Below are 22,402 nucleotides of genomic sequence, written 5' to 3' on the forward strand. Positions count from 1 at the left end.
TCCCGGACTCGTCAGGCGGCGGAGGTTTCGCGCAAGGCTGCGGTGGCGGAGACGTCGAGCGTGCCGTCGTCGCGCAGCGCCACGCCATAGACGCTGCGTGCCGCATCGCGGCCCAGGTAGCCGAGCCGCACGTCGCGGGCCACATCCTCCGCATGGCGCCGCCTCGGGTCGCCCCAGCCGCCGCCGCCCGGCGTCTCCAGCCGCACGCGCTGGCCATCGCGGATCTTCACGTCGGTGACCTTGGAGGCGAGCGGCGGCGACCTCTCGCCCTCGTCGCTCTGCCAGGTGAAACGGTTCAACGCCGCGGGCGTGCCGCCGGCCACGCCGAAGGGCGCGAAGACGCCGCGCTCGCCCAGCAGGAAGACATCGGCGTCGGTCAGCGCCTCGATCTCATAGACGGCGCCGAGCCCGCCCCGATGCAGGCCGGCACCGGCGGAGTCCGGCCGCAGAGCCCATTGGGTGAACATCACAGGATAGGCGGCTTCCAGGATTTCCACCGGCGGAATGGTGGCGGTGGAGATCGGGTTGTTGGCGTGGTTCAGCCCGTCCGTCTCGGGATTGCCGCCCAGGCCCCCGCCGAAGAAGGAGAACATCACCCAGCGCGAGCCGTCCTTGCGATGGCCGGCCAGCGACAGCGCGTTGATGGTGCCGAAGGGGGCGGCGGTGGCGCGCGCCGGGTCGGCCAGCGCCAGCGCGCCGAACACCACGCCGATGACGCGGAGAATGGTCTCGGTATAACCGCCGACCGGCTTGGGCGGCTTCACCGCCAGCAGCGTGCTTTCCGGGATGACGAAGGTGATCGGGTTGAGGCAGCCGGCATTGGCCGGCACGTCGGTGAAGACATGCTTCAGCGCGACGTAGCAGCAGGCGACCGCGGTGGAATAGGCGATGTTCAGCGGCCCGGCGCAGGGAGCTGAGGACCGCGAAAAGTCGAGCGTCATCCGGTCGCCGGCGATGGTCAGGTCCAGCGCAATGCGCAGCCGGTCGGCCGTGATGCCGTCGTTGTCGAGATAATCCTCGAAGCTGTAGGTGCCGTCCGGCAGCTTGGACACGGCGCTGCGCATCAGCGCATCGGCGCGCGCGGTGAAGGCGTCGAAGGCGGCGTAAACCGTCCCGTCGCCATGCTCGTCGAGCAGATCGCTCAGCCGGCGCACGCCCAGATCCAGCGCGTTCAACTGGCCGTTCAGGTCGCCGTAGTTGGAGACCGGCACGCGGGAGTTGGCGGCGAGGATCGCCAGCAGGTCGTGGTCCATCACGCCGGCCCTGACCAGCTTCACCGGCGGGATGCGCACCCCCTCCTGGAAGCTGTCGGTCGCCCGCGCGTTGAAGTTGCCCGGCACGTTGCCACCGATGTCGAGCCAGTGGCCGACCGACGCCATCCAGCAGAAGAGGCGCCCGTCGCGGAAGATCGGCCGCACCAGCCGGAAATCGTTCAGGTGGGTGCCGCCGTCATAGGGATCGTTGAACAGGAAGATGTCGTCCGGATGGAGGTCGCCCTCCTGCGCCACCTTGTCGATCACCGCCTTGACCGCGAAGGCCATGGCCCCGACGAAGATCGGCAGGCCGTTGGTGCCCTGCACCAGCGTGGCGCCGGTCTCGGCATGGTAGAGGCCATGGCAGGCGTCGCGGGCCTCGGCGATGATCGGGTTGAAGGCGGAGCGGTAGAGCGTCGCGTCCATCTCGTCCGCGATCTGCTCCAGCCGCCCCTTGAGCACGGCGAGCGTGACCGGGTCGATGGGTGTGGAAGCCGTCATGGTCATACCGCGTCCTCCTGCTTGGTCCGCTTGACCGGCGCGAAATCCTTGTAGGTTTCGCCGAGCGCCAGCATCTCCGGCGTGCCGATCAGCTCGTTCAGCGCGTTGAAATCGAACATGCGGTCGCGGAAGGGCTGGGTTGTGCCATGCTCGGCCAGCGAGGCGTAATAGTCCTGCGCCTGCCGGGCGAGCGCCCGGACGATGCCGCCGGGAAAGATCACCAGCCGGTAGCCCAGCACGCCCAGGTCGGCGGCCGAGCTGATCGGCGTCTGCCCGCCCTCCACCATGTTGGCCAGCAGCGGACGGACGCCGCCAAGCTGGTCGGCGATCGCGGCGAGCTGCTCGCGGCTCTTCGGCGCCTCGACGAACAGCACGTCGGCGCCGGCCTCGACATACAGGCGCGCACGGTCGAGCGCCGCCGGCACGCCCTCCACCGCCACCGCGTCGGTGCGGGCGACGATCAGGGTGCCCTCGCTGCTGCGGGCGTCGACCGCCGCCTTGATCTTGCCGGCCATCTCGCCCGCCGGGATCACCGCCTTGTCGGTCAGGTGGCCGCAGCGCTTGGGAAAGCTCTGGTCCTCGAGTTGCAGCGCGGTGGCGCCGGCCCGCTCGAACATCCGCACCGTGCGCTGGACGTTCAGCGCATTGCCGTAGCCGGTGTCGGCGTCGACCACCAGCGGCGTCGGCACCCGGTCGCGCACCAGCGCGATGGTGTCCGCCACCTCGCTGACCGACACCAGCCCGATGTCGGGCCGGCCGAGCCGGGTATAGGCGATGGCGGCGCCGGACAGGTAGAGCGCCTCGAACCCGGCCGCCGCGGCCAGCGAGGCGGTGAAGGCGTCATAGACGCCGGGCGCGAGCACGACGCGGTTCTCGGCGAGCCGCTGCTTGAAGCTGAGGTCGGGATGGGTCATCTCAGGCGTTCCCCCCGGCGGCGGCGGGCGCCGACAGCAACCGGGTCAGGGTTGAAAGATCGGCCGCGCGGTCGATGGCGTCGACACAGTCGGCGATGGCGTCGGCGTGGGCAGCACCCCAGACCGGCCCGGCGAGGTCGGCGAACTTGGCGCGCACCTCGTGCGGCCCGTAGGGGTCCTCGGTGTCGCCCTTGTTGGTGAGCGCCTCGGCGGCGAAGCGCCGCCCGTCCATCAGGGTCAGGCGGACGCGGGCGGGACGCAGTCCGGGCAGGCGGGCGGTCAGGTCCCGGTCCTCGCGCACCGTCACCCGGCGGGCGAGGGCACGGGTCGCCCCATCCTCCCGCGCGCCGTCCCGGAAGGCGTCGGGGGTGGTGGCGCCGTTGGCGAGGTAGGTCGCCAGCGCGAAAGGCAGCGAGAATTTCGCCGCCAGCATGTTCTTCGGCTCGGCCCCGTCGAGCTGGGCGGCCCAGACATAGGTGTCGACCTCGATGGCCGCCACGTCGCCCGGCGCGATCGGGCCGCCGGCCTGCGCCACGATGTCGCCCAACGCGTCGAGCGCGCCGTGGGTGTAGCGGCAGGCGGCGTGGCGCTTGAAGTAGTTGCGGGCGATCTCCCAGCGTCCGCCCAACTCCTCGACCATCAGGTCCGGCCGGAAGTCGCGGGCGATGACGCCGCCGAACACGCTGCCCACCCCGTCGGCCTCGCCTATGATGCCGCTGGCCGCCAGATCCCATGCGGTCAGGCCGAGCTGGTTCGACACGCCGGCATAGGCGTTGCGGACAGTCCCGCCCTCCAGCATCGTCCGGCGGCTGGTGGCGAGCCCCAGGGTCGAGGCGATGTTGAGCGTCTCTATCATCGCCGCCGCATCGGCCCGGTTCAGGTGCGCCACCGCCAGCGCCGCGCCGGCGGTGCCCCAGGTACCGTGCGGATGGGTGGTGACCAGCAGCTTGGCGGCGATGCCGATGCGCGACCCGATCTCGTAGCCGAGCGCCAGCGCCGTCAGCAGGTCGGCGCCGGAGGATTTCAGACCCGCTCCGGCCGCAAGGGCGGACGGCAGGACATGGATCGCCGGATGGCCGCGCGCATACTGGTTGCCCTCGTCCAACTCCAGCATGGTTCCGGCGACACCGTTGAGGAAGGCCGCCTGACCGGGGGCGAAGCCGCTCCCGCTGCCGATGGCCGGGCAGGTGCCGCCCCCACCCGTGCCGGCCATGCGGCCGGCCAGGGCGCGGCATTCCGGCTCCTGCATGCCGGCGGCGATGACGCCGATGCAGTCGAGCAGCACCAGCTTCGCCCGCTCCACCACCGGAGCCGGCAGGTCGGCGAAGGTCAGGCCGGCGGCGAAGGCGCCCCAGCGGTCGAGCCAGGACGGCCGGGCGGCGGCGAGCAGCTCGCTCGCCGGCTTCACGTCGAAGGACAGGCTTGTCATGTCACCGCTCCCGAGCAGACGGCCCCTAGAGGCCGAGATAGGTGCGTTTCAGTTCGGGGTCGCGCGCGATGTCGTCGGATGCTCCCGACAGCGCGAAGACGCCGTTTTCGAGGATGTAGGCCCGGCGGGCGACCTCCAGCGACTGGACGACGTTCTGCTCCACCAGCAGGATCGCCAGCCCTTCGCCGTTCAGCCTGCGGATCAGCCCGAACATCTCCTCCACCACCAGAGGCGAGAGGCCGAGCGAGGGTTCGTCGAGGATCAGCAGCAGCGGCTCCGCCATCATGCCGCGGCCGATCGCCAGCATCTGCTGCTCGCCGCCCGACAGGGTGCCGGCGAACTGCGCCTCGCGCTCCTTCAGGCGTGGGAAGGTGGCGAAGATGCGCTCCAGGTTCCGTGCCCGGTTCGGCTTGCCGCGGCGGTAGCTGCCCAGCTCCAGATTCTCGCGGATCGACAGGTTGGGGAAGATCTTGCGGCCTTCCGGTACCTGGATCAGCCCCTCCTCGACGATCTGCGCGGCCGACCGGCCGTCGATGCGGCGGCCGCCGAACCGGATCTCGCCGGTCCAGGCCGGCAGCACGCCCGACAGCACCTTGTTCAGCGTGGTCTTGCCGACGCCGTTGGACCCCAGCACGGTGACGATCTCGCCCGCATGCACCGCCATGTCGATGCCGCGCAGCACCTCAGTCGCGCCATAGCCGGTCTTCAGGCCGTGGATTTCCAGAAGCTGCTCAGCCATGGGTAGCCCCCTCCGCCTGCAGCCGGGCGGCGGCGCCGTGGCCGAGATAGGCCTCGATCACCCGGGCATCGGCGCAGACGACGGCGGGCGGCCCTTCGGCGATCATGCGGCCCTGTGCCAGCACATAGACGCGCTCGCACAGGTTCATCACCGCCTGCATGACGTGTTCGATCATCAGGATCGTCACCCCCTCGTCGCGGATGCCCCGGATCACCGGGATGATGTCGCGGATCTCCGACGGGTTCAGGCCGGCCAGCACCTCGTCCAGTAGCAGCAGCTTCGGCTCGGTGGCGAGCGCGCGGGCCAGTTCCAGCCGCTTGCGCCCGGCCACCGTCAGCCCGCCGGCCGGCCGGTCGAGTTCCGCGCCCAGCCCGACCCGGCGCGCCACCTCGCGTGCCTTTGCGGTGGCGTCGGCGCGCCTGGCGTGGCGCAGGTAGGCGCCGACGGCGATGTTCTCGCACACCGTGAGCCCGGCGAAGGGCTGGACGATCTGGAAGGTCCGCCCGATGCCGCGTTCGGCCCGGCGATGCGGCTCCTCCCGCGTGATGTCGGTGCCCTGGAACAGGATGCGCCCATCGCTCGGCTCGACGAAGCCGGAGATCATCGAGAACAGCGTGGTCTTGCCGGCGCCGTTCGGACCGATCAGCCCGACGATGCCGCCGGGTTCCAGCGCCAGGGAAGCGCCGTCCACCGCCATCAGCCCGCCGAACCGCTTGGAAACGCCGTCAACGGCCAGCATGGGACACCTCCTTGCCGCCCCGCGCCACCATCCCGCGGCCACGGCCGAGCAACCGCTCCAGCAGGCCCAGGATGCCGCCACGGGCGAAGGCGACGGCCAGCACCAGCACGCCGCCGAAGACGATCAGGTCGATGCCGGGGATGCGCCCGGCGAACTGCTTGGCCAGCTCTCCCAGCCCGTGGAGGGTCAGGGCTCCCACCACCGGGCCGAAGACGGTGCCGACGCCGCCGATGATCGGGGCGAGCAGAAGCTCGACCGAGATCCAGCTCCCGTAGGCGATGTTGGCGTCGATGTAGAGGAAATACTGGGCGTAGAGGCAGCCCGACAGCGCGGTCACCGCCCCGGACAGGGCGATCGCGCGCAGCTTGAGCTTCAGGGAGTCGACACCCAGCGCCTTGGCCGCGTCCTCGTTCTCGCGCACCGCGACGAGCTGCGCCCCGAAGCGCGAGCGCTGGATCCAGCGCGTCAGCAGCAGCACCGCGGCGACGAAGGCCAGCACCAGCCAGTAGAAGACGGCGCGGTCGTCGAACTGCAGGTTGGCCGGGCGCACATCCAGCTTGATCAGCAGGCCGGCGGCGCCCCCGGTGATCGGGGCGGCGTTGGCAAGGATGCGGAACACTTCGGCGAAAGCCAGCGTCACCAGCGCGAAGTATGAGCCGCGCAGGCCCGAGCGGAAGCTGAGGAAGCCAATCGCCCAGCCCACCGCCGCCCCGGCCGCCGTCGCCAGGACCAGCCCGGCCCAGGCGTTGATGCCCCAGCGGAGCTGCAGGATCGCCGTCACATAGGCGCCGGTGCCGAAGAAGGCGGCATGGCCGAAGCTGAACTGGCCGCCGAAGCCGCCCAGGATGTTCCAACCCTGGGCTCCCAGCGCCACGATCAGCATGAAGACCAGGAAGTTCAGCACCGGGCTCGCCGTCACCACCAGCGGCAGCAGGGCCGCCAGGATGGCCAGGACGGCGATCGGGATCAGGTCGCGCGCGGTCATGCCTTCGCTCCGAACAGGCCGGTCGGCCGCACCAGCAGCACGGCGATGAAGATCAGGAAGATGCCGATCTGCCCCAGGCTGTCGCCCAGGAACAGGCCGCACAGGCTCTCGACCACGCCGATGAACAGGCCGCCCAGCAGCGCGCCGGGGATCGACCCCATGCCGCCCAGCACGACCACGGTGAAGGCGACCAGGACGAAGGCGCCGCCGATGCGGGGATTGACGTAGAAGGTCGGCATCAGCAGCCCCGCCGCGACGGCAAGGCAGGCGCAGCCCAGGCCGAAGGTGACGGCGTAGATGTGCGGCACGTCGATGCCGACCAGGTTGGCCCCCAGCTTCTCCTTGGCGACGGCACGGATCGCCTTGCCGGTGTCGGTGCGGTTCAGCACCAGCCACAGCAGCCCGGTCACAACCACCGCCCCCCCCAGCCCGATCAGCCGCGGATAGCTCAGCAGCAGCGGCCCCAGCGCCACCACCTGGAAGGAATAGTCGGTGTCGAGCGTGCGGGTGTCCGACTGGAACAGCGCGAGCAGCACGTTCTCCAGCACGATCGACAGGCCGAGCGTCACCAGCAGGATGTTGCCGTCATCGCCATGGCTGGCCGGGCCGACGACGAAGCGCTGCAGGCCGTAGCCGAGCGCGAACATCAGCGGCACCAGCGGCAGGATGGCAAGATAGGGATCCATCCCGAGCCAGGCCCAGGCGATCCACACCGCGAACATCGCGCAGGTCAGCAGCGCGCCATGGGCGAAGTTGATGATGTGGAGCACGCCGTAGATCAGCGTCAGGCCAAGCGCGATCAGGGCATAGACCGCACCGGTCATCAGCCCGTTCAACGCCGCTTCCAGGATGATCTGAGGTGAGTACATGGCTGTCCGTGCGTGGAAAACGGAAGCGCCCGGCCACTCCGCCGCATCCCCCCTTCCCTGGCATGGGCGGGCAGGAGCTCGGCGGCGGGGAGCCGCTGGCGCGGGAACGGCCCCTAGACCGCCGGGAAGTTGGGCTTGGCCTCGGCGAAGGACTCCGGGAAGATCGCCTTGATGTCGCTGCCCTGGATCTGGGTGTTGATCGGGGCGGCGCCCTCGTTCTGGCCGTTGACGAACTTCGTCGGGCCATAGGGCATGATGTGGCCGGCGAAGGTGGAGGCGTTCAGCGCCTCGATGATCTTCTTGCGGTCGGTCGAGGCCGCACGCTCGATGGCGTCGGCCAGCAGCAGGACGTTGGAGTAGTTCAGCGAGACGTTGTAGGCGAAGGACTTGCCCTGCCCTTCCACCGCCTTGCGCAGGGCCAGCGCCTTTGGATTGCGGGGATCGTGCCAGTGATTGCAGTCGATGACGTTCTGGGCCGCCTGCGGGAATTCCTTGACGAAGCGGCCGTTCGACGCCGCCCCGCCCAGGATCGCATAGACGCCCTTCGGCTTGATGCGCTGCTGCTGCATGGTGCGGGCGAGCAGCACGAACTCGCCGTAGTAGTTGGAGGGGATGACGAGGTCCGGATTCAGCGAGCGGATGCGCAGCGCCACGTTGGACATGTCGCGCGCCGGCGTCGGATGGGCGATCGTCTCCAGGATCTCGAAGCCGCGCTTGGGCAGTTCGGTCTGCAGCAGCTTGGCGAGGCCGGAGCCGAACAGGCCGTCCTCATGCACCAGGACGACGGTCCTGGCCGGCTTGCCCGCCTGCTCGTTGATCGCGGTCAGGTTGTCGAGCGCCACCTGCGTGACCTTGCCGAAGCCCGGGCTGAAGCGGAAGGTGTTGGCGAGGCCGCGCGACATGATCTGGTCCGACACGCCGACATCCACCAGATAGGGGAGGTCGTAGCGTGCCGCCGCCTGCGAGGCGGCAAGGCAGATCGGGCTGGCGAAGCCGCCGACGATGGCCGAGACGCCGTCGGCCTGCATTCGCTCGACCTCCTGCGTGCCGGCTTCGGGCATCGAGCGGGCGTCGCCGAACACCATCTCGATCTTGGCGCCTCCCAGCGCCTTGATGCCGCCGGCGGCATTGATTTCGTTGATCGCCATCTCCGCGCCCAGCCGGCCGAGGTCGCCGTCATAGGCGAGCGCACCGGTCACCGGCTGGAGGATGCCGATCTTGACGGCCGCGGTCTGCGCCCGCAGCACCGTCGGAGCGGCCATGGGCACCGTCGCGAAGACGGCCGCAGCGGCGCCCGCCTTCAGAACCGTACGCCGGGAAATGCCGGAAAGGGCGGCGTCCTGAACCGAACGTCCCATCACGCTCAACTCCTCTGTTTGATTGCCCGCGGGACGCGGGTGGGCTTTTCGCCCGATTTGACCTTCTCGGGCTTGGCCTTCTCGGGCGCGCGCGGCCAGCCCAGCGCCGGGCTCCAGCGCCGCTCGCCGTCGCCGCCGGTGCGCACGAGGTCCATGTGGAAGCTGTAGCGGTCGGGCCGGTACAGCGCATGCAGATGCTCGACGCCGCGCCCGGACGGCTCGTAGACGATGCGGGTCAGCGTCAGCAGCGGGGAACCGATCTCCAGGTCGAGCGCCGCCGCCGCTTCCGGCCCGGCCAGCGTGGCGTTGATCGCCTGGGTCGCGCGTTCCGTCGTGACCCCCGACCGCTCGATCAATTCCAGCAGCGGCCGCGCCGCCAGTTCCGCCTCCGAATAGGTCAGGCCGAGCCATTCCGGCACATGGGTCGTCAGGTAGGAAAAGGGCTCCCCGTCGATCAGGCGCACGCGCACCGACCGCTGGACCCGCTCGCCCGGCTTCAGCCCAAGGCTTTCGGCGATCGCCTCGGACGGCGCCCCGTAGCCGAAGGACAGCAGCTTCACGTCGGTGCTGCGCCCCATGTCGATCAGGTGCGACAGCACGTTGGACAGGTCGGCGACGATCGGGCGGACGCTGCGCGTGTCGTGGACGAAGGTCCCGGAACCGGCCTTGCGCTGCACCAGACCTTCCTTCTCCAGAAGGTCGAGCGCCCGGCGCACGGTGACCCGCGACACCGCATGCTCCGCCGCGAGCGCCGGCTCGCCCGGCAGCCGCGCGCCCGCCGGCATGTCGCCGGCGACGATGCGGTCGCGCAGCAGCAGGTAGATCCTGCGCGCCTTCAGGGGTTCGACCGCCGACTTCACAGTGCCCCGCCTCCCCTCTCGCCGGAAATCGGTTCCTGTCCGTACACCAGACAGGAACCTGTATGATCGATAATACAGCTTTGGTCAACAGTGACGTTGGGGACGCGGACGGTCAGCAGCCGAAGCAGAGGGCGGAAATTCCGCAACCAATTCGCCCCCGTGCGGTTCTGTCGGTGACGCTCACCCACAGGTACACTCATGGACGGGGTTCAGAACATGGCATCATCCCAGCAAGACGACGGCCGGGGCGCCGGCCAGGGCCCGGCGCTCCGCGACCCGCGCTCCAAATACCCGCGCCCGCCCTACAAGGGCCAGTCACAGCCCTGGCCCGGCATTGCCGGCCAGATGGATCCCCGCCCCGACCATGGCGAGACCAGCTACCGTGGTTCCGGACGCCTGGCCGGGCGCAAGGCGCTGATCACCGGCGGCGATTCCGGCATGGGCCGCGCCGCGGCCATCGCCTATGCCCGCGAGGGCGCCGATGTCGCGATCAACTATTACCCGAGCGAGGAACCCGACGCCCGCGAGGTGGTCGAACTGATCGAGGCCGAGGGCCGCAAGGCCGTCGCCCTTCCCGGCGACCTGCGTGACGAGGCGTTCTGCCGCAAGCTGGTCGCCGACGCGATCGCCGGCCTCGGCGGCCTCGACATCGTGGTCTGCAACGCCGCCCGGCAGCAGGCGTGCGAGTCGATCCTCGACCTGAGCAGCGAGGAATTCGACGCGACGATGAAGACCAACATCTACGCGCCCTTCTGGATCATCAAGGCGGCGGTGCCGCACCTGCCGCCCGGCTCGTCGATCATCGGCACCACGTCGGAACAGGCCTACGACCCGACGCCGGAGCTTTACCACTATGCCCAGACCAAGGCGGCGACGATGAACTACGTCAAGTCGCTGGCCAAGCAGCTCGCCTCGCGCGGCATCCGCGTCAACGGCGTGGCGCCCGGTCCGATCTGGACGCCGCTTCAGGTCAGCGGCGGCGCCTCGCAGGAGAAGCTGAAGCAGTTCGGCAGCCAGACGCCACTCGGCCGGGCCGGCCAGCCAGCCGAACTCGCCGGCCTCTATGTCCAGCTCGCCGCCGACGACGGCAGCTTCGCCACCGGGCAGGTCTACGGCTCGGCCGGCGGCAGCGGCCAGCCCTGAGGGTCGCCGGGGACGGGCGCAGGGGCTTCGGCCCCCGCCTGCCCGCTCGCGACCGGGCCAGGCGTGATCTCGATCAAGGTGCCGTCTGTCCGGATGGGATAGACAGATCACCGCGACGCAGCCATCAGCCGTCCCGCGAAGGCCGCATGCACAAGGAGCCAGCGATGCCCGTGAAATCCCGGAAACTCATCCTGTCGGCCGCCGCCGGCGCCCTCCTCGCCGGTGGCGCATGGCTCGGCGCCCTCGCCGTCGCCAGCAGCCCGGCCGCCGCCGGCACCGTCGTCGAGGTGTGGAAGGCGGTGACCTGCGAATGCTGCGCCGGATGGGTGAAGCACATGACCGCGGCCGGCTTCACCGTGAAGGTTCACGAGGTCGAGGATGTCGGACCGGTCAAGGCGGCCAACGGCGTGCCCGACCAGCTCCAGTCCTGCCATACCGCCCTGGTCGACGGCTACGCGGTCGAAGGGCATGTCCCGGCCGCCGACGTGAAGCGCCTGCTGGCCGAGCGGCCGGCCGCCAAGGGCCTTTCGGTCCCCGGGATGCCCCAGGACGCGCCGGGCATGGACATGAAGACCGGCGAGCCCTATCAGACCGTCCTCTTCGGGGCGCCGGACGGCAAGCCGCGCGTCTTCGCCACGCACTGACGGCGGTCAGCCCGCCGCCTCCCGCCGGTCCGCGAGCCGGCCGCGCAGATGCTCGGCCACCTGGCGGGCACGGGCCGGCAGCGGCCATTCGGCGCGGTGGATCAGCCACAGCGTATCGACCACCGGCGCCCCGCACTCCACCACCCGGATCGCCTCGGCCCTGGCGAACGCCTGGCGGGCGTAGCGGGGGATCACCGTGAAGCCGAGGCCGCGCGCCACCGGCTCCAGGATCAGCCCGATCTGGTTGCTGAAGCCATGATAGGGCAGGCTGCGGACGCCGGGGTTGCGGGGAAAGCGCCGGCCGAGCAGGCGCGCCGCCATGGCCTGACCGTCGGGATGGTCGATGTAGCCGATCCGCTCCAGGTCGCTCCAGTCATGGACCTCCTCCCCGGCCGGAACCACCAGTTCCAGAGGCTCCTCGGTGAAGGGACCGGTGGCCAGACGGTGGTCGTCCGGCCGCGCGGTGGTGAGACCCAGCTCGAACCGGTTGCCGAGCACGGCCTCCAGCACCTCTCCATCGGGAGCGAAGCGGTGGCGGATGATCAGGCCGCGATGGGCCGCCTGGAAATCCAGCAGCAGCGGATAGAGCAGAAGCCCGACGCTGCCGGGGGTGATCAGCCCGACCTCGCCATGGTCGGTGTCGCAGCCGGCGATCCGCGTCTTCAGCCGTCGGTCGGCTCGCTCCAGTTCCCGCCCATAGTCCAGCAGCGCGGCACCCGCCGGAGTCAGCTCGACGCCCCGCGGATGGCGGATGAGCAGCGGCCCCAGCCGGTCCTCCAGATGGCGGACATGCTGGCTGACCGCCGCCTGCGTCAGCCCCAGCCGGCCCGCGGCGCGGGTGAAGCTGCCGACCTCCGCCAGCATGGTGAAGCTCTGCACCCATTGCGGATTCAGCATAAGGATCTTTTATCCGTCCAATAAGGGATGCTGCCTTCCACTTATAGCACACCGTTGCTACCTCTGTCAGGCTCCGCCCCATCCCCCGGCGAACGGCAGCCGGCGGCAGACGCCCTGCCGCACCGTCATCCAGGAAACGAGACGAGAAATACGATGTCCGCTTTGTTCACGCCCTTTACGCTGAAGGACGTCACGCTGCGCAACCGCATCGCGGTCCCGCCGATGTGCCAGTACAGCGCCGTCGACGGCGTCACCAACGACTGGCACCTCGCCCACTACAGCGGCCTCGCGCGCGGCGGTGCCGGGCTGGTGATCGTGGAGGCGACGGCGGTCTCGCCGGAAGGCCGCATCACCCCCGGCTGCACCGGCTTGTGGAACGACGCCCAGGCCGAGGGCATGGCGCGGATCGCCGCCGCCATCGCGGCGGCGGGCGCCGTGCCGGGCATCCAGATCGGCCATGCCGGCCGCAAGGCCAGCGCCAACCGTCCCTGGGAGGGTGACGACCATATTCCCGACGGCGATCCGCGCGGTTGGGACACGCTGTCGCCGTCGGCCGTCGCGTTCGGCGCCACCCTGCCGAAGGTCCCGAAGGCGATGACGCAGGATGACATCGCCCGCATCCGGGCCGATTTCGTCGCCGCCGCGGTGCGCGCCCGTGACGCCGGCTTCAAATGGCTGGAACTGCACTTCGCCCACGGCTATCTGGGCCAGAGCTTCTTCTCCGTGCATGCCAACACCCGCACCGACCAGTATGGCGGCGACCTTGCCGGCCGCAGCCGCTTCCTGCTGGAGACGCTGGCGGCGGTGCGCGCGGTGTGGCCGGAGCACCTGCCCCTGACCGCCCGCTTCGGCGTGATCGAATTCGACGGCCGCGACGAGGAGACGCTGGCCGAGTCCATCGAGCTCGCCCGGAACTTCCGTGCCGGCGGTCTCGACATGCTCAGCGTCAGCATCGGCTTCTCCACCCCCGCCGCCCATATCCCCTGGGGGCCGGCCTTCCTGGCGCCGATCGCCGGCCGGGTGCGCCGCGAGGCCGAGTTGCCGGTCTCGTCGGCCTGGGGCATCGACGCGCCGAAGATCGCCGACCGCGCGGTCGCCGACGGCCAGCTCGACCTCGTGATGGTCGGCCGCGCGCACCTCGCCGACCCGCATTACCCGTACCGCGCAGCGCTGGCACTGGGCGAGCCGCGCCCATCCTGGGTCCTGCCGGCGCCCTATGCCCACTGGCTGGAACGCTACCGCGGGTTCGAGGGCGATACCGCCGCCTGATCCGGCCTGGAGCCCGGATCACCGGGCTCTTCAGCCGCGGTCCGGGTGATGCGTCTCGATCCGAGTGGCTGGAAGCCCATACGCCTGGAAATTCGATCACCGCAGCCGAATACTCCCGGGAGTTGCCGGGCGGATGTGCCGGCTTCCGCGTTATCATCGTGGCGCATCACTGGAGGAATACGGCATGGATACAGCCACCTACCACACCATCCGGCATGCCGATGGGCAGCCTTTCTACGACGGGGAGCCGATTACGCTTGCCGATGCCCAGGTCATGATCAACGAGGCCATCGCGCGCGGCGACGTGGAAGTCGGCTCCTACCTGCACATTGATGCCGACGGCCTGATCATCGAGCGTGAGGCCGTGCTGTAGACAGGCGCCGCCGCCCAAGGCCGCCACTACCGGCGGCCGAAGCGCGTGACCGCATAGGGGGCCGCGTCGATGGCCGGCGCCCGTCCGGCCAGCATCGCGGCAACGAGGTCCGCGGTCGCCGCCGCCTGCGTCAGACCATAGTGCCCGTGCCCGAAGGCATGAATGATCCTCGGCTCCCGCACCGCCGGACCGATCACCGGCAGGCTGTCGGGGATGGAGGGGCGGAATCCCATCCAGCGGGTGCCCTCCCCCACGGCCAGACCGGGCAGGACACGCGCCAGACGTCCGAGCATCGCATCCACGCGCGCCCAGTTCGGCGGCGCATCGAGCCCGGCGAACTCGACGCTGCCGCCGATCCGGTCGCCGCTGTCGAGAGGCGTGGTGACGAAGCCGTGGCCCTCGTACATCACCGGCCGCGTCAATCCCAGCGTTCCCCGTGCGACGGTGATGTTGTAGCCGCGCTCGGTATCCAGCGGCACATGGTCGCCGACGGAGGCGGCAAGCCGCTTCGCCCAGGCGCCGCAGGCAATCACCGCGCGGTCGGCGGTGGCCAGCCCGCCGCCGGACAGCCGCAGGCCGATCCCCCCCTCGCCCGGCTCCAGCGCCGTCACCGTCGCGGTCGTCAGCCGCAGGCCGCGGCCACGCGCGGCGTCGGCCAGCGCCTCGGTCAGGGCACGGGGGTCGCCGACATGGGCGCCGGTCGGATAGAGGGCACCGCCTGCGAGCCCCCCTGTCCCAGTTGTTGCCCCCGTTGCCGCCCGCGATGCGAAGACCGGCTCCAAGGCCCGGACACCGGCGGCGTCGAGCCGCTCCACGGCGATGCCCAGCTCCGACTGCCGGCGCAGCAACCCGTCGGCGGCGGCGAAGGCGGATCGGTCGGTCCAGACCGACAGGATGCCGGTGCGGCGCAGGTGGTGCGACAGGCCGAGCCCGTCCAGCCGCCGCTCCCAGGCGGGAAGCGACAGCGCGTTCAGCGCGTGGATGGCGCGCGACCCGGCGGCGATGCGGTCCGGCCGGCTGGCGGCGACGAAGCGCAGCAGCCAGGGCGCCAGCCGCGGCAGGTGGCGTGGCGAGATGCTCAGCGGCCCCAGGGGATCCACCACCCAGCGCGGCATGTGCGCCCAGGCCTTGGGCGAGGCCAGGGGCAGTATGTCCATGTGGGCGATCCAGCCGGCATTGCCGGCCGATGCCCCGGCCGCCGGCCCCTCGCGGTCGTACAGGTCGACCTCATGGCCTTCGTCGAGAAGCGCATGGGCGAGCGCCACCCCGATGATCCCCGCCCCAACCACCGCGATCCGCATGGCTCCCGCATCCCTTTCACAGGCTCCGCCCGCCACGGCGCGCGGCAGACCGCCATCCTAGCCGACCCGCAATCATACACAATATACAATCTGCGGTGTGTCGGCGCGCGACCGGGTGGACGTTTTCCACCTTCCTCGCCGTTTTGCCGCAAGGCCGCGCCCTTTCCATTTGCATATTTTATACAATCTTCTCATCATGCGCCATCCTGACCGTCCCCCTGCCCGAAGCGAGGACCACGATGACCAAGCGCATCTCCTGGGAAGGCGTCTTCCCCGCCGTGACCACCCAGTTCCACGACGACCTGTCGCTCGATCTCGACGCCACCGCCCGGGTGATCGACGGTCTGGTCCGCGACGGCGTGTCGGGTCTGGTGGTCTGCGGAACGGTGGGCGAGAACACCTCGCTCACCCGCACGGAGAAGGTCGCGGTCATGGAGACCGCCAAGGCGGCCGCCGGCGGGCGGGTGCCGGTGATCTGCGGCATCGCGGAGTTCACCACCCCCTTCGCGGTCGAGACCGCGCGCGAGGCCGCCCGCGTCGGGGTGGACGGGATCATGCTGATGCCGGCGCTGGTCTATTCCTCCAAGCCGCACGAGACCGCGGCGCATTTCCGCACCGTCGCCAAGGCGACCGACCTGCCGGTGATGGTCTACAACAACCCGCCGGTCTACAAGAACGACGTGACGCCCGACATCCTGGCGATGCTGGCCGACTGCGACACCGTGGTCTGCTTCAAGGACAGCTCCGGCGACACCCGGCGCTTCATCGACACCCGCAACATGGTCGGCGACCGCTTCGTCCTGTTCGCCGGGCTCGACGACGTGATCGTCGAAAGCGTGGCGATGGGGGCGGCCGGCTGGGTGTCGGGCATGTCGAACGCCTTCCCGCGCGAGGGCGAGACGCTGTTCCGCCTTGCCAAGGCCGGGCGCTTCGCCGAGGCGATGCCGCTTTACGAGTGGTTCATGCCGCTGCTCCACCTCGACGCCCGCCCCGATCTGGTGCAGTGTATCAAGCTGTGCGAGCACATCATGGGTCGCGGCACCTGGCGGACCCGCCCGCCGCGGCTGGAACTGCTGCCCGGGGAACGCGCCGCGGTCGAGGCCCTGATGGCGAAGGCGATCGAGACCCGGCCGGCGCTGCCGGACGTCGGGCTGGCCGCCTGAGGCGCCCCGCGCCGATCCTCCCGCCAGCCCGTCCCCGCAATCCAGAGGTCGCCCGATGGCGCGTCACAGCTTCTTCTGCATCGACGGTCACACCTGCGGCAATCCCGTCCGCCTCGTCACCGGCGGGTCGATCCCGACCCTGGCGGGAGCGACGATGTTCGAGCGGCGCCAGCATTTCCTGGCCGAGCACGACTGGATCCGCAAGAGCCTGATGTTCGAGCCGCGCGGGCACGACATGATGTCCGGCTCGATCCTCTATCCGCCGACGCGACCCGACTGCGACGTCGCCATCCTGTTCATCGAGACCTCTGGCTGCCTACCGATGTGCGGCCACGGCACCATCGGCACCGTCACGATGATGCTGGAGCATGGGCTGGTCACCCCGCGGGAGCCGGGCCGCCTGCTGCTCGACACCCCGGCCGGCGTGGTCGAGGCGCGCTATGTCCAGAACGGCCCCTATGTGGACAGCGTCACGCTGACCAACGTCCCGTCCTTCCTGCTCGGCCGCGGCTACGAGGTCGAGGTGGAGGGGTTCGGCACGCTGTCGGTCGATGTCGCGTTCGGCGGCAACTTCTACGCCATCGTCGAGCCGCAGCCGGGCTACGAGGATCTCTCGGCCCTCCAGCCGTCGGACGTCCTGCGCCTCAGCCCGCGGCTGCGCACCGCCTTCAACGCCCGGCACCGCATCGTCCACCCCGCCAACCCGGCGCTCGACCGCCTGACCCACGTGATGTGGACCGGCCGGCCGATGACGGCGGGCGGTACGGCGCGCAACGCGGTGTTCTACGGCGACAAGGCCATCGACCGCTCGCCCTGCGGCACCGGCACCTCGGCGCGGATGGCGCAGCTCCACGCCACCGGCCGGCTGGCGGCGGGGACGGACTTCATCCACGAGAGCATCATCGGCTCGACCTTCACCGGCCGCGTCGTGGGCGAGACCATGGTGGGCGACCTGCCGGCGATCATCCCGTCGATCGGCGGATGGGCGCGCACCACCGGCTTCAACACCATCTTCGTCGACGACCGCGACCCCTTCTGGCAGGGATTCCAGGTCGCCGAAGCCACCTGACCGCCCTCGCCAGCCGCGTCCAGGCCGCCTCCGGAGCCGGCCGGCCTACTGCCCCAGCGTCTGCAGCAGGCCGGCCCGCACCTCCTCGATGTGGCTGTGCAGGAAGCGGCAGGCTTCGAAGATGGCACCGCGCAGGCACAGCGCGATCAGATCCGCGTGCTCGCTCTCGGCACGCCGCATCGCCGCCTCGTTGTTGTTGAGCTGCATCCGGGTGTAGCGGTCGCTGGTCTGCAGCAGCGAGGTCACGATGGCGAGGCTGCGCGGCTGGCGCGCCTTCGCATAGAGTGCCAGATGGAACTCCGCGTTCAGCGCACCCCAGCGGCCGATGTCGTTGGCGGCGATCGCCTCGGCGAAGCGGGCCTGGAGGGCGTCGAGCTGCGCGAAAACCTCCGGGGTGAAGGATTGGGCCGACTGCGCCAGCATGCGCGGCTCCAGGATGCCGCGGAGGTCGAACACGTCGTTGATCTCGTCGAGCGACAGGTCCGACACGATGGCGCCCTTGTGCGGCACGATGCGGACGAGCCCCTCCGCCTCCAGCTGGAACAGCGCCTCCCGCACCGGAATGCGGCTGGTGCCGTACAGCTCCGCCAGCGCGTCCTGGCGAAGCTGCGTGCCGGCCGGGTGGCTGCCGTTCAGGATGCCCTGACGGACCTGTTCGGTGATCGCCGCCGACAGCGTGCGGTGTTTCAGGGCATCCTTCATGATGGCGGCATTTAACCGGAGACCGTGACCGGGCGCCAGTTCCATCGCCCGATGCCGTCGATTGTATAAAATCAGCCGGCCCGGTCCGCCGCCGCCTCCCCGTCCCCCCGGTCGTCGTCGGCGACCACAACGCCGGAATTCGGCTCCACCCAGGTGAGGTGATCGACGACGCCGCGCACGCCGGGGATCGACTCCGCCGCCACCCGCAGGGCGCGGCGCTGGCGGTCGTCGAAGACGACGCCGCGCAGGTCGACCACCCCGTCCTGCACGGTGACCACCAGGGTCGAGGCCGGTGTCCAGCGTTGCGTCTTCAGCTCGGCCAGCAGCCCGTCGCGGATCCGGGCGTCCGCTTCCGCCCCCGACAGGACGTCGGCGGCCTTGCGGGTGACGGTGCGCAGCAGGTCGGACCGGCTGACGATGCCGACCACCATGCCGTCGCGCAGCACCGGCAGCCGCTTGATCCGGCGGTCCATCAGCAGGGCCGCGACCTCTTTCAGAGGCGTCTCCTCCGTGACGCTCACCACTTGCCGGGTCATCACGTCGGCGACATGCCGCCCATGCACCAGGACATAGTCGTCGGCCAGCCGGCCGGCGCCGAGCACGAACTCCAGCCAGCGCGGGCGCTGCGGCCCGGCGGCCGGCTCGACGCGGCGCAGGAAGTCGCCCTCGGTGACGATGCCGGTCAGCCGGCCCTGCGCATCGACCACCGGCAGTCCGCTGATCCGGTGGGTGAGCATCAGATCCACGGCGCGGTCGACGGATTCCTCCGCGGCGATGGTGATCACCGGGCGGGTCATAACCTCAACTGCCTTCATGGCGCCATCCTCTTGTTTTCCTTCCCATAGCAGGTCCCCGGCAACCGACCGGCGCGTTTTGCGAAGGCCGGCCATGCCGAGGACGCGGTTCGCGCCACTCTTGCGACCGGCAGTGGCAGCCGCATATAGTAAGCAAGCTTATTATATGCTTGCAATGGACGACTCATCCCCGATGAACACCCCCTCCCAGGCCCCGCTCGGTTTCCTGCTGCATGATGCCGCCCGCCTGCTGCGCAAGCGGTTCGAGCAGCAGGCCCGCCATCTCGGCCTGACGCGGTCGCAATGGCAGGTCCTGGCCTACCTGTCGAGCAACGAGGGGATCCACCAGGGCGGCCTGGCGGAACTGCTGGACATCGAGCCGATCACGCTGGTGCGCCTGCTGGACAAGCTGGAAGCCATCGGCCTGATCGAGCGGCGCCCGCACCCGACCGACCGCCGGGTCCGCCTGCTCCACCTGACGGACAAGGCGCGCCCGCTCCTGGGGTCCGCCCGCAAGCTGGGGGACGCCACCCGTGCCGAAGCCCTGCAGGGGGTATCGGCTGCCGACCGCGAAACCCTGGTCCGCGTGCTCGGCCTCATCAAATGCAATCTGGTCGAGGCGTGCGAGCGCCCGGCCGCTTTCCATGACAGTCAACGGGACTCCGCTGAAAATGGCTGATGGACAGGTCTTGAAATCCACGGACGCGCCGGCTTCGAGCCGGGAGGCCGGGAACCAGTCGCCGAAGCGTCCCCGCCGCAGCCGGGTGCGGATGCTGCTGTTCGCCCTGCTGCCGGTCGCCCTGGTCGCCGGCGGCTACGAATACGTCACCGGCGGACAGGTGATGTCGACCGAGAACGCCTATGTGCAGGGCGACATGGTCGGCATCGCCACCGACGTGTCGGGCATCGTCAAGCAGATCGCGGTCCGCGAGAACCAGGCCGTCAAGGCCGGCGACGTCCTGTTCCGCCTGGACGACCTTCCCTTCCGGCTGGCCGTCGACCGGGCGGAGGCCCAGATCGGCATCGTCCGCAACGACCTGGCGGCGCTCCAGGCCAGCTACCGCGACATGCAGGCCCAGATCGCCCAGGCCCAGGCCGACATCGACTTCTACACCACCGACCTGGAGCGGCAGAAGCAGCTCGCCAACAGCAACTTCGCCTCGCGGGCGACCTACGACCAGTCGCGCCACAATGTCGAGACGGCACGGCAGAAGCAGGCGTCGCTCACCCAGCAGCTCGCCGCCATCGCCGCCAACCTCAACGGCCATCCCGACGGCCGGATCGAGGACCATCCGCGCTACCGCGACGCGGTGGCGGCGCGTGACGAGGTCGCGCGCCAGCTCTCCCACACCGTGGTGCGGGCACCGGCGGACGGCGTGGTGACCAAGGTGCCGTCGTTGCAGGTCGGGCAGTATCTGCCGGCGGCAACCGCGGCGTTCAGCCTGGTGGCCACCGACCATGTCTGGGTCGAGGCGTCGCCCAAGGAAACCGAACTGACCTATGTCCGTCCGGGCCAACCGGCGACCGTCACCGTCGACAGCTATCCCGGCGCCGAATGGACCGGGACGGTGGACAGCATCAGCCCGGCGTCGGGCGCCAGCTTCTCGCTGCTGCCGGCGCAGAACAGCTCGGGCAACTGGGTGAAGGTGGTGCAGCGCATCCCGATGCGCGTGCGCATCGACACGCCGGCCGGCAAGCCGCCGCTGCGCGTCGGCATGAGCGTGGTCGTCGACGTCGACACCGGCCACGCCCGCGGCCTGCCGGACTTCGTCACCTCGCTGTTCGGCGGCTCGAAGGCGCAGGCCCACGGGATGCAGGCCCATGAGCAGGCCCATGAGTAGCACGGCTGGGGCGGCGGCCGGCACGCCGCCGGTCGCCAACCGCGGCGCCATCACCGTCTGCGTGATCCTCGCCGTCATCATGCAGGCGCTGGACACGACCATCGCCAACGTCGCCCTGCCCTACATCCAGGGCAGCGTGGCCGCCAGCGCCGACCAGGTCAACTGGGTGCTGACCTCCTACATCGTGGCGGCGGCGATCATGACGCCGCCGTCGGGCTATCTGGCGCTGCGCTTCGGGCGCAAGCGCATCCTGAACATCTCCATCATCGGCTTCGTCGTCGCCTCGGTGCTCTGCGGCCTGTCGCAGTCGCTGGTGGAGATCGTGCTGTTCCGCCTGCTGCAGGGCTTCTTCGGCGCCGCCCTGGTGCCGCTGTCGCAGTCGATCCTGCTCGACATCTACACGCCGGAGGAACGCGGTTCCGCCATGGCGCTGTTCGGGGTGTCGGTGATGGTCGGGCCGGTGCTGGGGCCGGTGATCGGCGGCTGGCTCACCGACCATGCGAGCTGGCGCTGGGTCTTCTACATCAACGTCCCGATCGGCGTGCTCGCCTTCTTCGGCGTGTCGGCCTTCGTGACGGAAAGCCAAACCCAGGCGTCGGCGAAACTGGACTGGACCGGCTTCGGCCTGCTCAGCCTGTCGATCGCCGCGCTCCAGCTCTTCCTCGACCGCGGCGAGCAGCTCGACTGGTTCTCCTCCAAGGAGATCATGGTCGAGGCGCTGGTGGCGGCTTCCGCCTTCTACCTGTTCCTGGTCCACACCTTCACCGCCAGGGACGGCTTCGTCAAACCGGGCCTGTTCCTCGACCGCAACTTCTCGATGGGCATGCTGTTCATCTTCATCGTCGGCGTCACCTACCTGGCCTCGCTGGCGCTGATGACGCCCTACCTGCAGACGCTGATGGGCTATCCGGTGGTGACCGCCGGCATCGTGATGGGCCCGCGCGGCCTGGGCACCATGGTCTGCATGTTCATCGTCGGCAAGCTGGTCGGGCGGGTCGACACCCGCCTGCTGCTGCTGACCGGCCTGGCGATGACCGCCTGGGCGATGTACGAGATGACCGGCTGGACGCCCGACGTGTCGCAATGGACCATCATCGAGATCGGCTTCGTCCAGGGCGCCGGGCTGGGTTTCCTGTTCGTGCCGCTGACCACGGTGACCTTCTCCACCCTGGCGCCGGAGCGGCGCGGCGACGGCACCGGCCTCTACAACCTGTCGCGCAACATCGGGTCGGCGGTCGGCATCTCGATCGTCGCGGCGCTGCTGACGCGCAACACCCAGGTCAACCATGCCGAGATCGTCACCCATGTGACGCCCTTCAACCGGCTGTTCGACGCGCCGTCCGCCAGGGCGATCTTCGATCCGCTGACCGCCGTCGGCCGCGCCGCCCTGGACCAGGAGATCACCCGCCAGGCAACCATCATCTCCTATGTGAACGACTTCAAGCTGTTGATGATCCTGTCGCTTGCCGTCATGCCGCTGCTCCTTCTGCTGCGCAAGCCGCCCAAGCCGCCCGAGATGGACCACAGCGTCGCGATGGAGTGAGGCCGGGCGGACAGTG

General features: G+C 70.0%; 22 protein-coding genes. 9 read left to right on the forward strand and 13 right to left on the reverse strand.

Features of this window, described 5'->3' with window-relative positions; translation table 11 throughout:
• Positions 1–11: 11 nt before the first annotated feature.
• The 9 genes from J2850_RS17015 to J2850_RS17055 all read right to left on the reverse strand — a co-directional run bounded on the left by J2850_RS17015 (position 12) and on the right by J2850_RS17055 (position 9,647).
• Positions 12–1,760 carry a hydantoinase B/oxoprolinase family protein gene (locus tag J2850_RS17015; RefSeq protein WP_209983750.1) on the reverse strand — a complete coding sequence of 583 codons (1,749 nt, stop codon included), beginning with the start codon at positions 1,758–1,760 and terminating at the stop codon, positions 12–14.
• Positions 1,757–2,668 (reverse strand): isocitrate lyase/PEP mutase family protein, encoded by a 912-nt coding sequence (locus J2850_RS17020; protein ID WP_209983752.1) that lies wholly within the window; start codon positions 2,666–2,668, stop codon positions 1,757–1,759. The genes J2850_RS17015 and J2850_RS17020 overlap by 4 nt, the downstream gene beginning before the upstream one ends.
• A gap of 1 nt (position 2,669) precedes the next feature.
• On the reverse strand, positions 2,670–4,097 hold the full coding sequence (locus J2850_RS17025; protein WP_209983754.1) for an MmgE/PrpD family protein: 1,428 nt from the start codon (positions 4,095–4,097) through the stop codon (positions 2,670–2,672).
• Positions 4,098–4,122: 25 nt separating this feature from the next.
• Entirely contained in the window at positions 4,123–4,836 is a 714-nt protein-coding gene (locus J2850_RS17030) for an ABC transporter ATP-binding protein (protein ID WP_209983757.1), read from the reverse strand.
• Positions 4,829–5,575 (reverse strand): ABC transporter ATP-binding protein, encoded by a 747-nt coding sequence (locus J2850_RS17035; RefSeq protein ID WP_209983759.1) that lies wholly within the window; start codon positions 5,573–5,575, stop codon positions 4,829–4,831. The genes J2850_RS17030 and J2850_RS17035 overlap by 8 nt, the downstream gene beginning before the upstream one ends.
• On the reverse strand, positions 5,562–6,560 hold the full coding sequence (locus J2850_RS17040) for a branched-chain amino acid ABC transporter permease (RefSeq protein WP_209983761.1): 999 nt from the start codon (positions 6,558–6,560) through the stop codon (positions 5,562–5,564). The genes J2850_RS17035 and J2850_RS17040 overlap by 14 nt, the downstream gene beginning before the upstream one ends.
• Entirely contained in the window at positions 6,557–7,429 is an 873-nt protein-coding gene (locus J2850_RS17045) for a branched-chain amino acid ABC transporter permease (protein ID WP_209983763.1), read from the reverse strand. The genes J2850_RS17040 and J2850_RS17045 overlap by 4 nt, the downstream gene beginning before the upstream one ends.
• Before the next feature lie 113 nt (positions 7,430–7,542).
• Positions 7,543–8,787 carry an ABC transporter substrate-binding protein gene (locus J2850_RS17050; protein ID WP_209983765.1) on the reverse strand — a complete coding sequence of 415 codons (1,245 nt, stop codon included), beginning with the start codon at positions 8,785–8,787 and terminating at the stop codon, positions 7,543–7,545.
• Positions 8,788–8,792: 5 nt separating this feature from the next.
• Positions 8,793–9,647, reverse strand: coding sequence for a GntR family transcriptional regulator (locus J2850_RS17055; RefSeq protein ID WP_209983767.1), 855 nt, complete (start codon positions 9,645–9,647; stop codon positions 8,793–8,795).
• 216 nt (positions 9,648–9,863) lie between these two features.
• Here J2850_RS17055 and J2850_RS17060 point away from each other — a divergent pair, with 216 nt between their 5' ends.
• Together J2850_RS17060 and J2850_RS17065 are read left to right on the forward strand one after the other, a co-directional pair.
• Complete coding sequence (locus J2850_RS17060; protein WP_209983769.1) at positions 9,864–10,790, forward strand: SDR family oxidoreductase; 927 nt, start codon at positions 9,864–9,866, stop codon at positions 10,788–10,790.
• A 164-nt stretch (positions 10,791–10,954) separates the two neighbouring features.
• Positions 10,955–11,434, forward strand: a complete 480-nt coding sequence (locus J2850_RS17065; protein WP_209983771.1) for a DUF411 domain-containing protein — start codon at positions 10,955–10,957, stop codon at positions 11,432–11,434.
• Between the two features lie 6 nt (positions 11,435–11,440).
• Here the strand turns inward: J2850_RS17065 and J2850_RS17070 are convergent, their stop codons facing one another.
• Positions 11,441–12,331, reverse strand: coding sequence for a LysR family transcriptional regulator (locus J2850_RS17070; RefSeq protein WP_209983773.1), 891 nt, complete (start codon positions 12,329–12,331; stop codon positions 11,441–11,443).
• 153 nt (positions 12,332–12,484) lie between these two features.
• On the opposite strand from J2850_RS17070, the gene J2850_RS17075 reads away from it, so the two are divergent.
• Together J2850_RS17075 and J2850_RS17080 are read left to right on the forward strand one after the other, a co-directional pair.
• Positions 12,485–13,600, forward strand: a complete 1,116-nt coding sequence (locus J2850_RS17075) for an NADH:flavin oxidoreductase/NADH oxidase (RefSeq protein ID WP_209983775.1) — start codon at positions 12,485–12,487, stop codon at positions 13,598–13,600.
• 184 nt (positions 13,601–13,784) lie between these two features.
• Positions 13,785–13,973, forward strand: a complete 189-nt coding sequence (locus J2850_RS17080; RefSeq protein WP_209983778.1) for a hypothetical protein — start codon at positions 13,785–13,787, stop codon at positions 13,971–13,973.
• 26 nt (positions 13,974–13,999) lie between these two features.
• Here the strand turns inward: J2850_RS17080 and J2850_RS17085 are convergent, their stop codons facing one another.
• Positions 14,000–15,274: an NAD(P)/FAD-dependent oxidoreductase gene (locus J2850_RS17085; RefSeq protein WP_209983780.1), complete on the reverse strand. Its 1,275-nt coding sequence runs from the start codon at positions 15,272–15,274 to the stop codon at positions 14,000–14,002.
• Between the two features lie 239 nt (positions 15,275–15,513).
• On the opposite strand from J2850_RS17085, the gene J2850_RS17090 reads away from it, so the two are divergent.
• Both J2850_RS17090 and J2850_RS17095 read left to right on the forward strand, forming a co-directional pair.
• Positions 15,514–16,437, forward strand: coding sequence for a dihydrodipicolinate synthase family protein (locus tag J2850_RS17090; protein ID WP_209983782.1), 924 nt, complete (start codon positions 15,514–15,516; stop codon positions 16,435–16,437).
• A gap of 55 nt (positions 16,438–16,492) precedes the next feature.
• Positions 16,493–17,506 (forward strand): 4-hydroxyproline epimerase, encoded by a 1,014-nt coding sequence (locus J2850_RS17095; RefSeq protein ID WP_209983784.1) that lies wholly within the window; start codon positions 16,493–16,495, stop codon positions 17,504–17,506.
• Between the two features lie 45 nt (positions 17,507–17,551).
• Here J2850_RS17095 and J2850_RS17100 read toward each other — a convergent pair whose 3' ends face one another.
• Together J2850_RS17100 and J2850_RS17105 are read right to left on the reverse strand one after the other, a co-directional pair.
• Positions 17,552–18,208 carry a GntR family transcriptional regulator gene (locus J2850_RS17100; protein WP_209983785.1) on the reverse strand — a complete coding sequence of 219 codons (657 nt, stop codon included), beginning with the start codon at positions 18,206–18,208 and terminating at the stop codon, positions 17,552–17,554.
• 71 nt (positions 18,209–18,279) lie between these two features.
• Entirely contained in the window at positions 18,280–19,023 is a 744-nt protein-coding gene (locus J2850_RS17105) for a CBS domain-containing protein (RefSeq protein ID WP_209983787.1), read from the reverse strand.
• Positions 19,024–19,195: 172 nt separating this feature from the next.
• On the opposite strand from J2850_RS17105, the gene J2850_RS17110 reads away from it, so the two are divergent.
• From J2850_RS17110 to J2850_RS17120, 3 genes are read left to right on the forward strand one after another with little or no spacing between them, the layout of a single operon-like run.
• Positions 19,196–19,681 (forward strand): MarR family winged helix-turn-helix transcriptional regulator, encoded by a 486-nt coding sequence (locus J2850_RS17110; protein ID WP_209983790.1) that lies wholly within the window; start codon positions 19,196–19,198, stop codon positions 19,679–19,681.
• 10 nt (positions 19,682–19,691) lie between these two features.
• Positions 19,692–20,843: an HlyD family secretion protein gene (locus tag J2850_RS17115; RefSeq protein WP_246513150.1), complete on the forward strand. Its 1,152-nt coding sequence runs from the start codon at positions 19,692–19,694 to the stop codon at positions 20,841–20,843.
• Positions 20,836–22,386, forward strand: a complete 1,551-nt coding sequence (locus J2850_RS17120; protein ID WP_209983794.1) for a DHA2 family efflux MFS transporter permease subunit — start codon at positions 20,836–20,838, stop codon at positions 22,384–22,386. Before J2850_RS17115 ends, J2850_RS17120 begins: the two co-directional genes overlap by 8 nt.
• The last annotated feature ends 16 nt before the right edge of the window (positions 22,387–22,402 follow it).

This window comes from Azospirillum picis, assembly GCF_017876115.1.
Classification (GTDB): Bacteria; Pseudomonadota; Alphaproteobacteria; order Azospirillales; family Azospirillaceae; genus Azospirillum; species Azospirillum picis.

Coding starts and splice junctions, on each gene's coding strand:
- J2850_RS17015 (WP_209983750.1), bottom strand. CDS start 1,760: ATGACCATGACGGCTTCCACACCCATCGACCCGGTCACGCTCGCCGTG.
- J2850_RS17020 (WP_209983752.1), bottom strand. CDS start 2,668: ATGACCCATCCCGACCTCAGCTTCAAGCAGCGGCTCGCCGAGAACCGC.
- J2850_RS17025 (WP_209983754.1), bottom strand. CDS start 4,097: ATGACAAGCCTGTCCTTCGACGTGAAGCCGGCGAGCGAGCTGCTCGCC.
- J2850_RS17030 (WP_209983757.1), bottom strand. CDS start 4,836: ATGGCTGAGCAGCTTCTGGAAATCCACGGCCTGAAGACCGGCTATGGC.
- J2850_RS17035 (WP_209983759.1), bottom strand. CDS start 5,575: ATGCTGGCCGTTGACGGCGTTTCCAAGCGGTTCGGCGGGCTGATGGCG.
- J2850_RS17040 (WP_209983761.1), bottom strand. CDS start 6,560: ATGACCGCGCGCGACCTGATCCCGATCGCCGTCCTGGCCATCCTGGCG.
- J2850_RS17045 (WP_209983763.1), bottom strand. CDS start 7,429: ATGTACTCACCTCAGATCATCCTGGAAGCGGCGTTGAACGGGCTGATG.
- J2850_RS17050 (WP_209983765.1), bottom strand. CDS start 8,787: ATGGGACGTTCGGTTCAGGACGCCGCCCTTTCCGGCATTTCCCGGCGT.
- J2850_RS17060 (WP_209983769.1), top strand. CDS start 9,864: ATGGCATCATCCCAGCAAGACGACGGCCGGGGCGCCGGCCAGGGCCCG.
- J2850_RS17065 (WP_209983771.1), top strand. CDS start 10,955: ATGCCCGTGAAATCCCGGAAACTCATCCTGTCGGCCGCCGCCGGCGCC.
- J2850_RS17070 (WP_209983773.1), bottom strand. CDS start 12,331: ATGCTGAATCCGCAATGGGTGCAGAGCTTCACCATGCTGGCGGAGGTC.
- J2850_RS17075 (WP_209983775.1), top strand. CDS start 12,485: ATGTCCGCTTTGTTCACGCCCTTTACGCTGAAGGACGTCACGCTGCGC.
- J2850_RS17080 (WP_209983778.1), top strand. CDS start 13,785: ATGGATACAGCCACCTACCACACCATCCGGCATGCCGATGGGCAGCCT.
- J2850_RS17085 (WP_209983780.1), bottom strand. CDS start 15,274: ATGCGGATCGCGGTGGTTGGGGCGGGGATCATCGGGGTGGCGCTCGCC.
- J2850_RS17090 (WP_209983782.1), top strand. CDS start 15,514: ATGACCAAGCGCATCTCCTGGGAAGGCGTCTTCCCCGCCGTGACCACC.
- J2850_RS17095 (WP_209983784.1), top strand. CDS start 16,493: ATGGCGCGTCACAGCTTCTTCTGCATCGACGGTCACACCTGCGGCAAT.
- J2850_RS17100 (WP_209983785.1), bottom strand. CDS start 18,208: ATGAAGGATGCCCTGAAACACCGCACGCTGTCGGCGGCGATCACCGAA.
- J2850_RS17105 (WP_209983787.1), bottom strand. CDS start 19,023: ATGAAGGCAGTTGAGGTTATGACCCGCCCGGTGATCACCATCGCCGCG.
- J2850_RS17110 (WP_209983790.1), top strand. CDS start 19,196: ATGAACACCCCCTCCCAGGCCCCGCTCGGTTTCCTGCTGCATGATGCC.
- J2850_RS17120 (WP_209983794.1), top strand. CDS start 20,836: ATGAGTAGCACGGCTGGGGCGGCGGCCGGCACGCCGCCGGTCGCCAAC.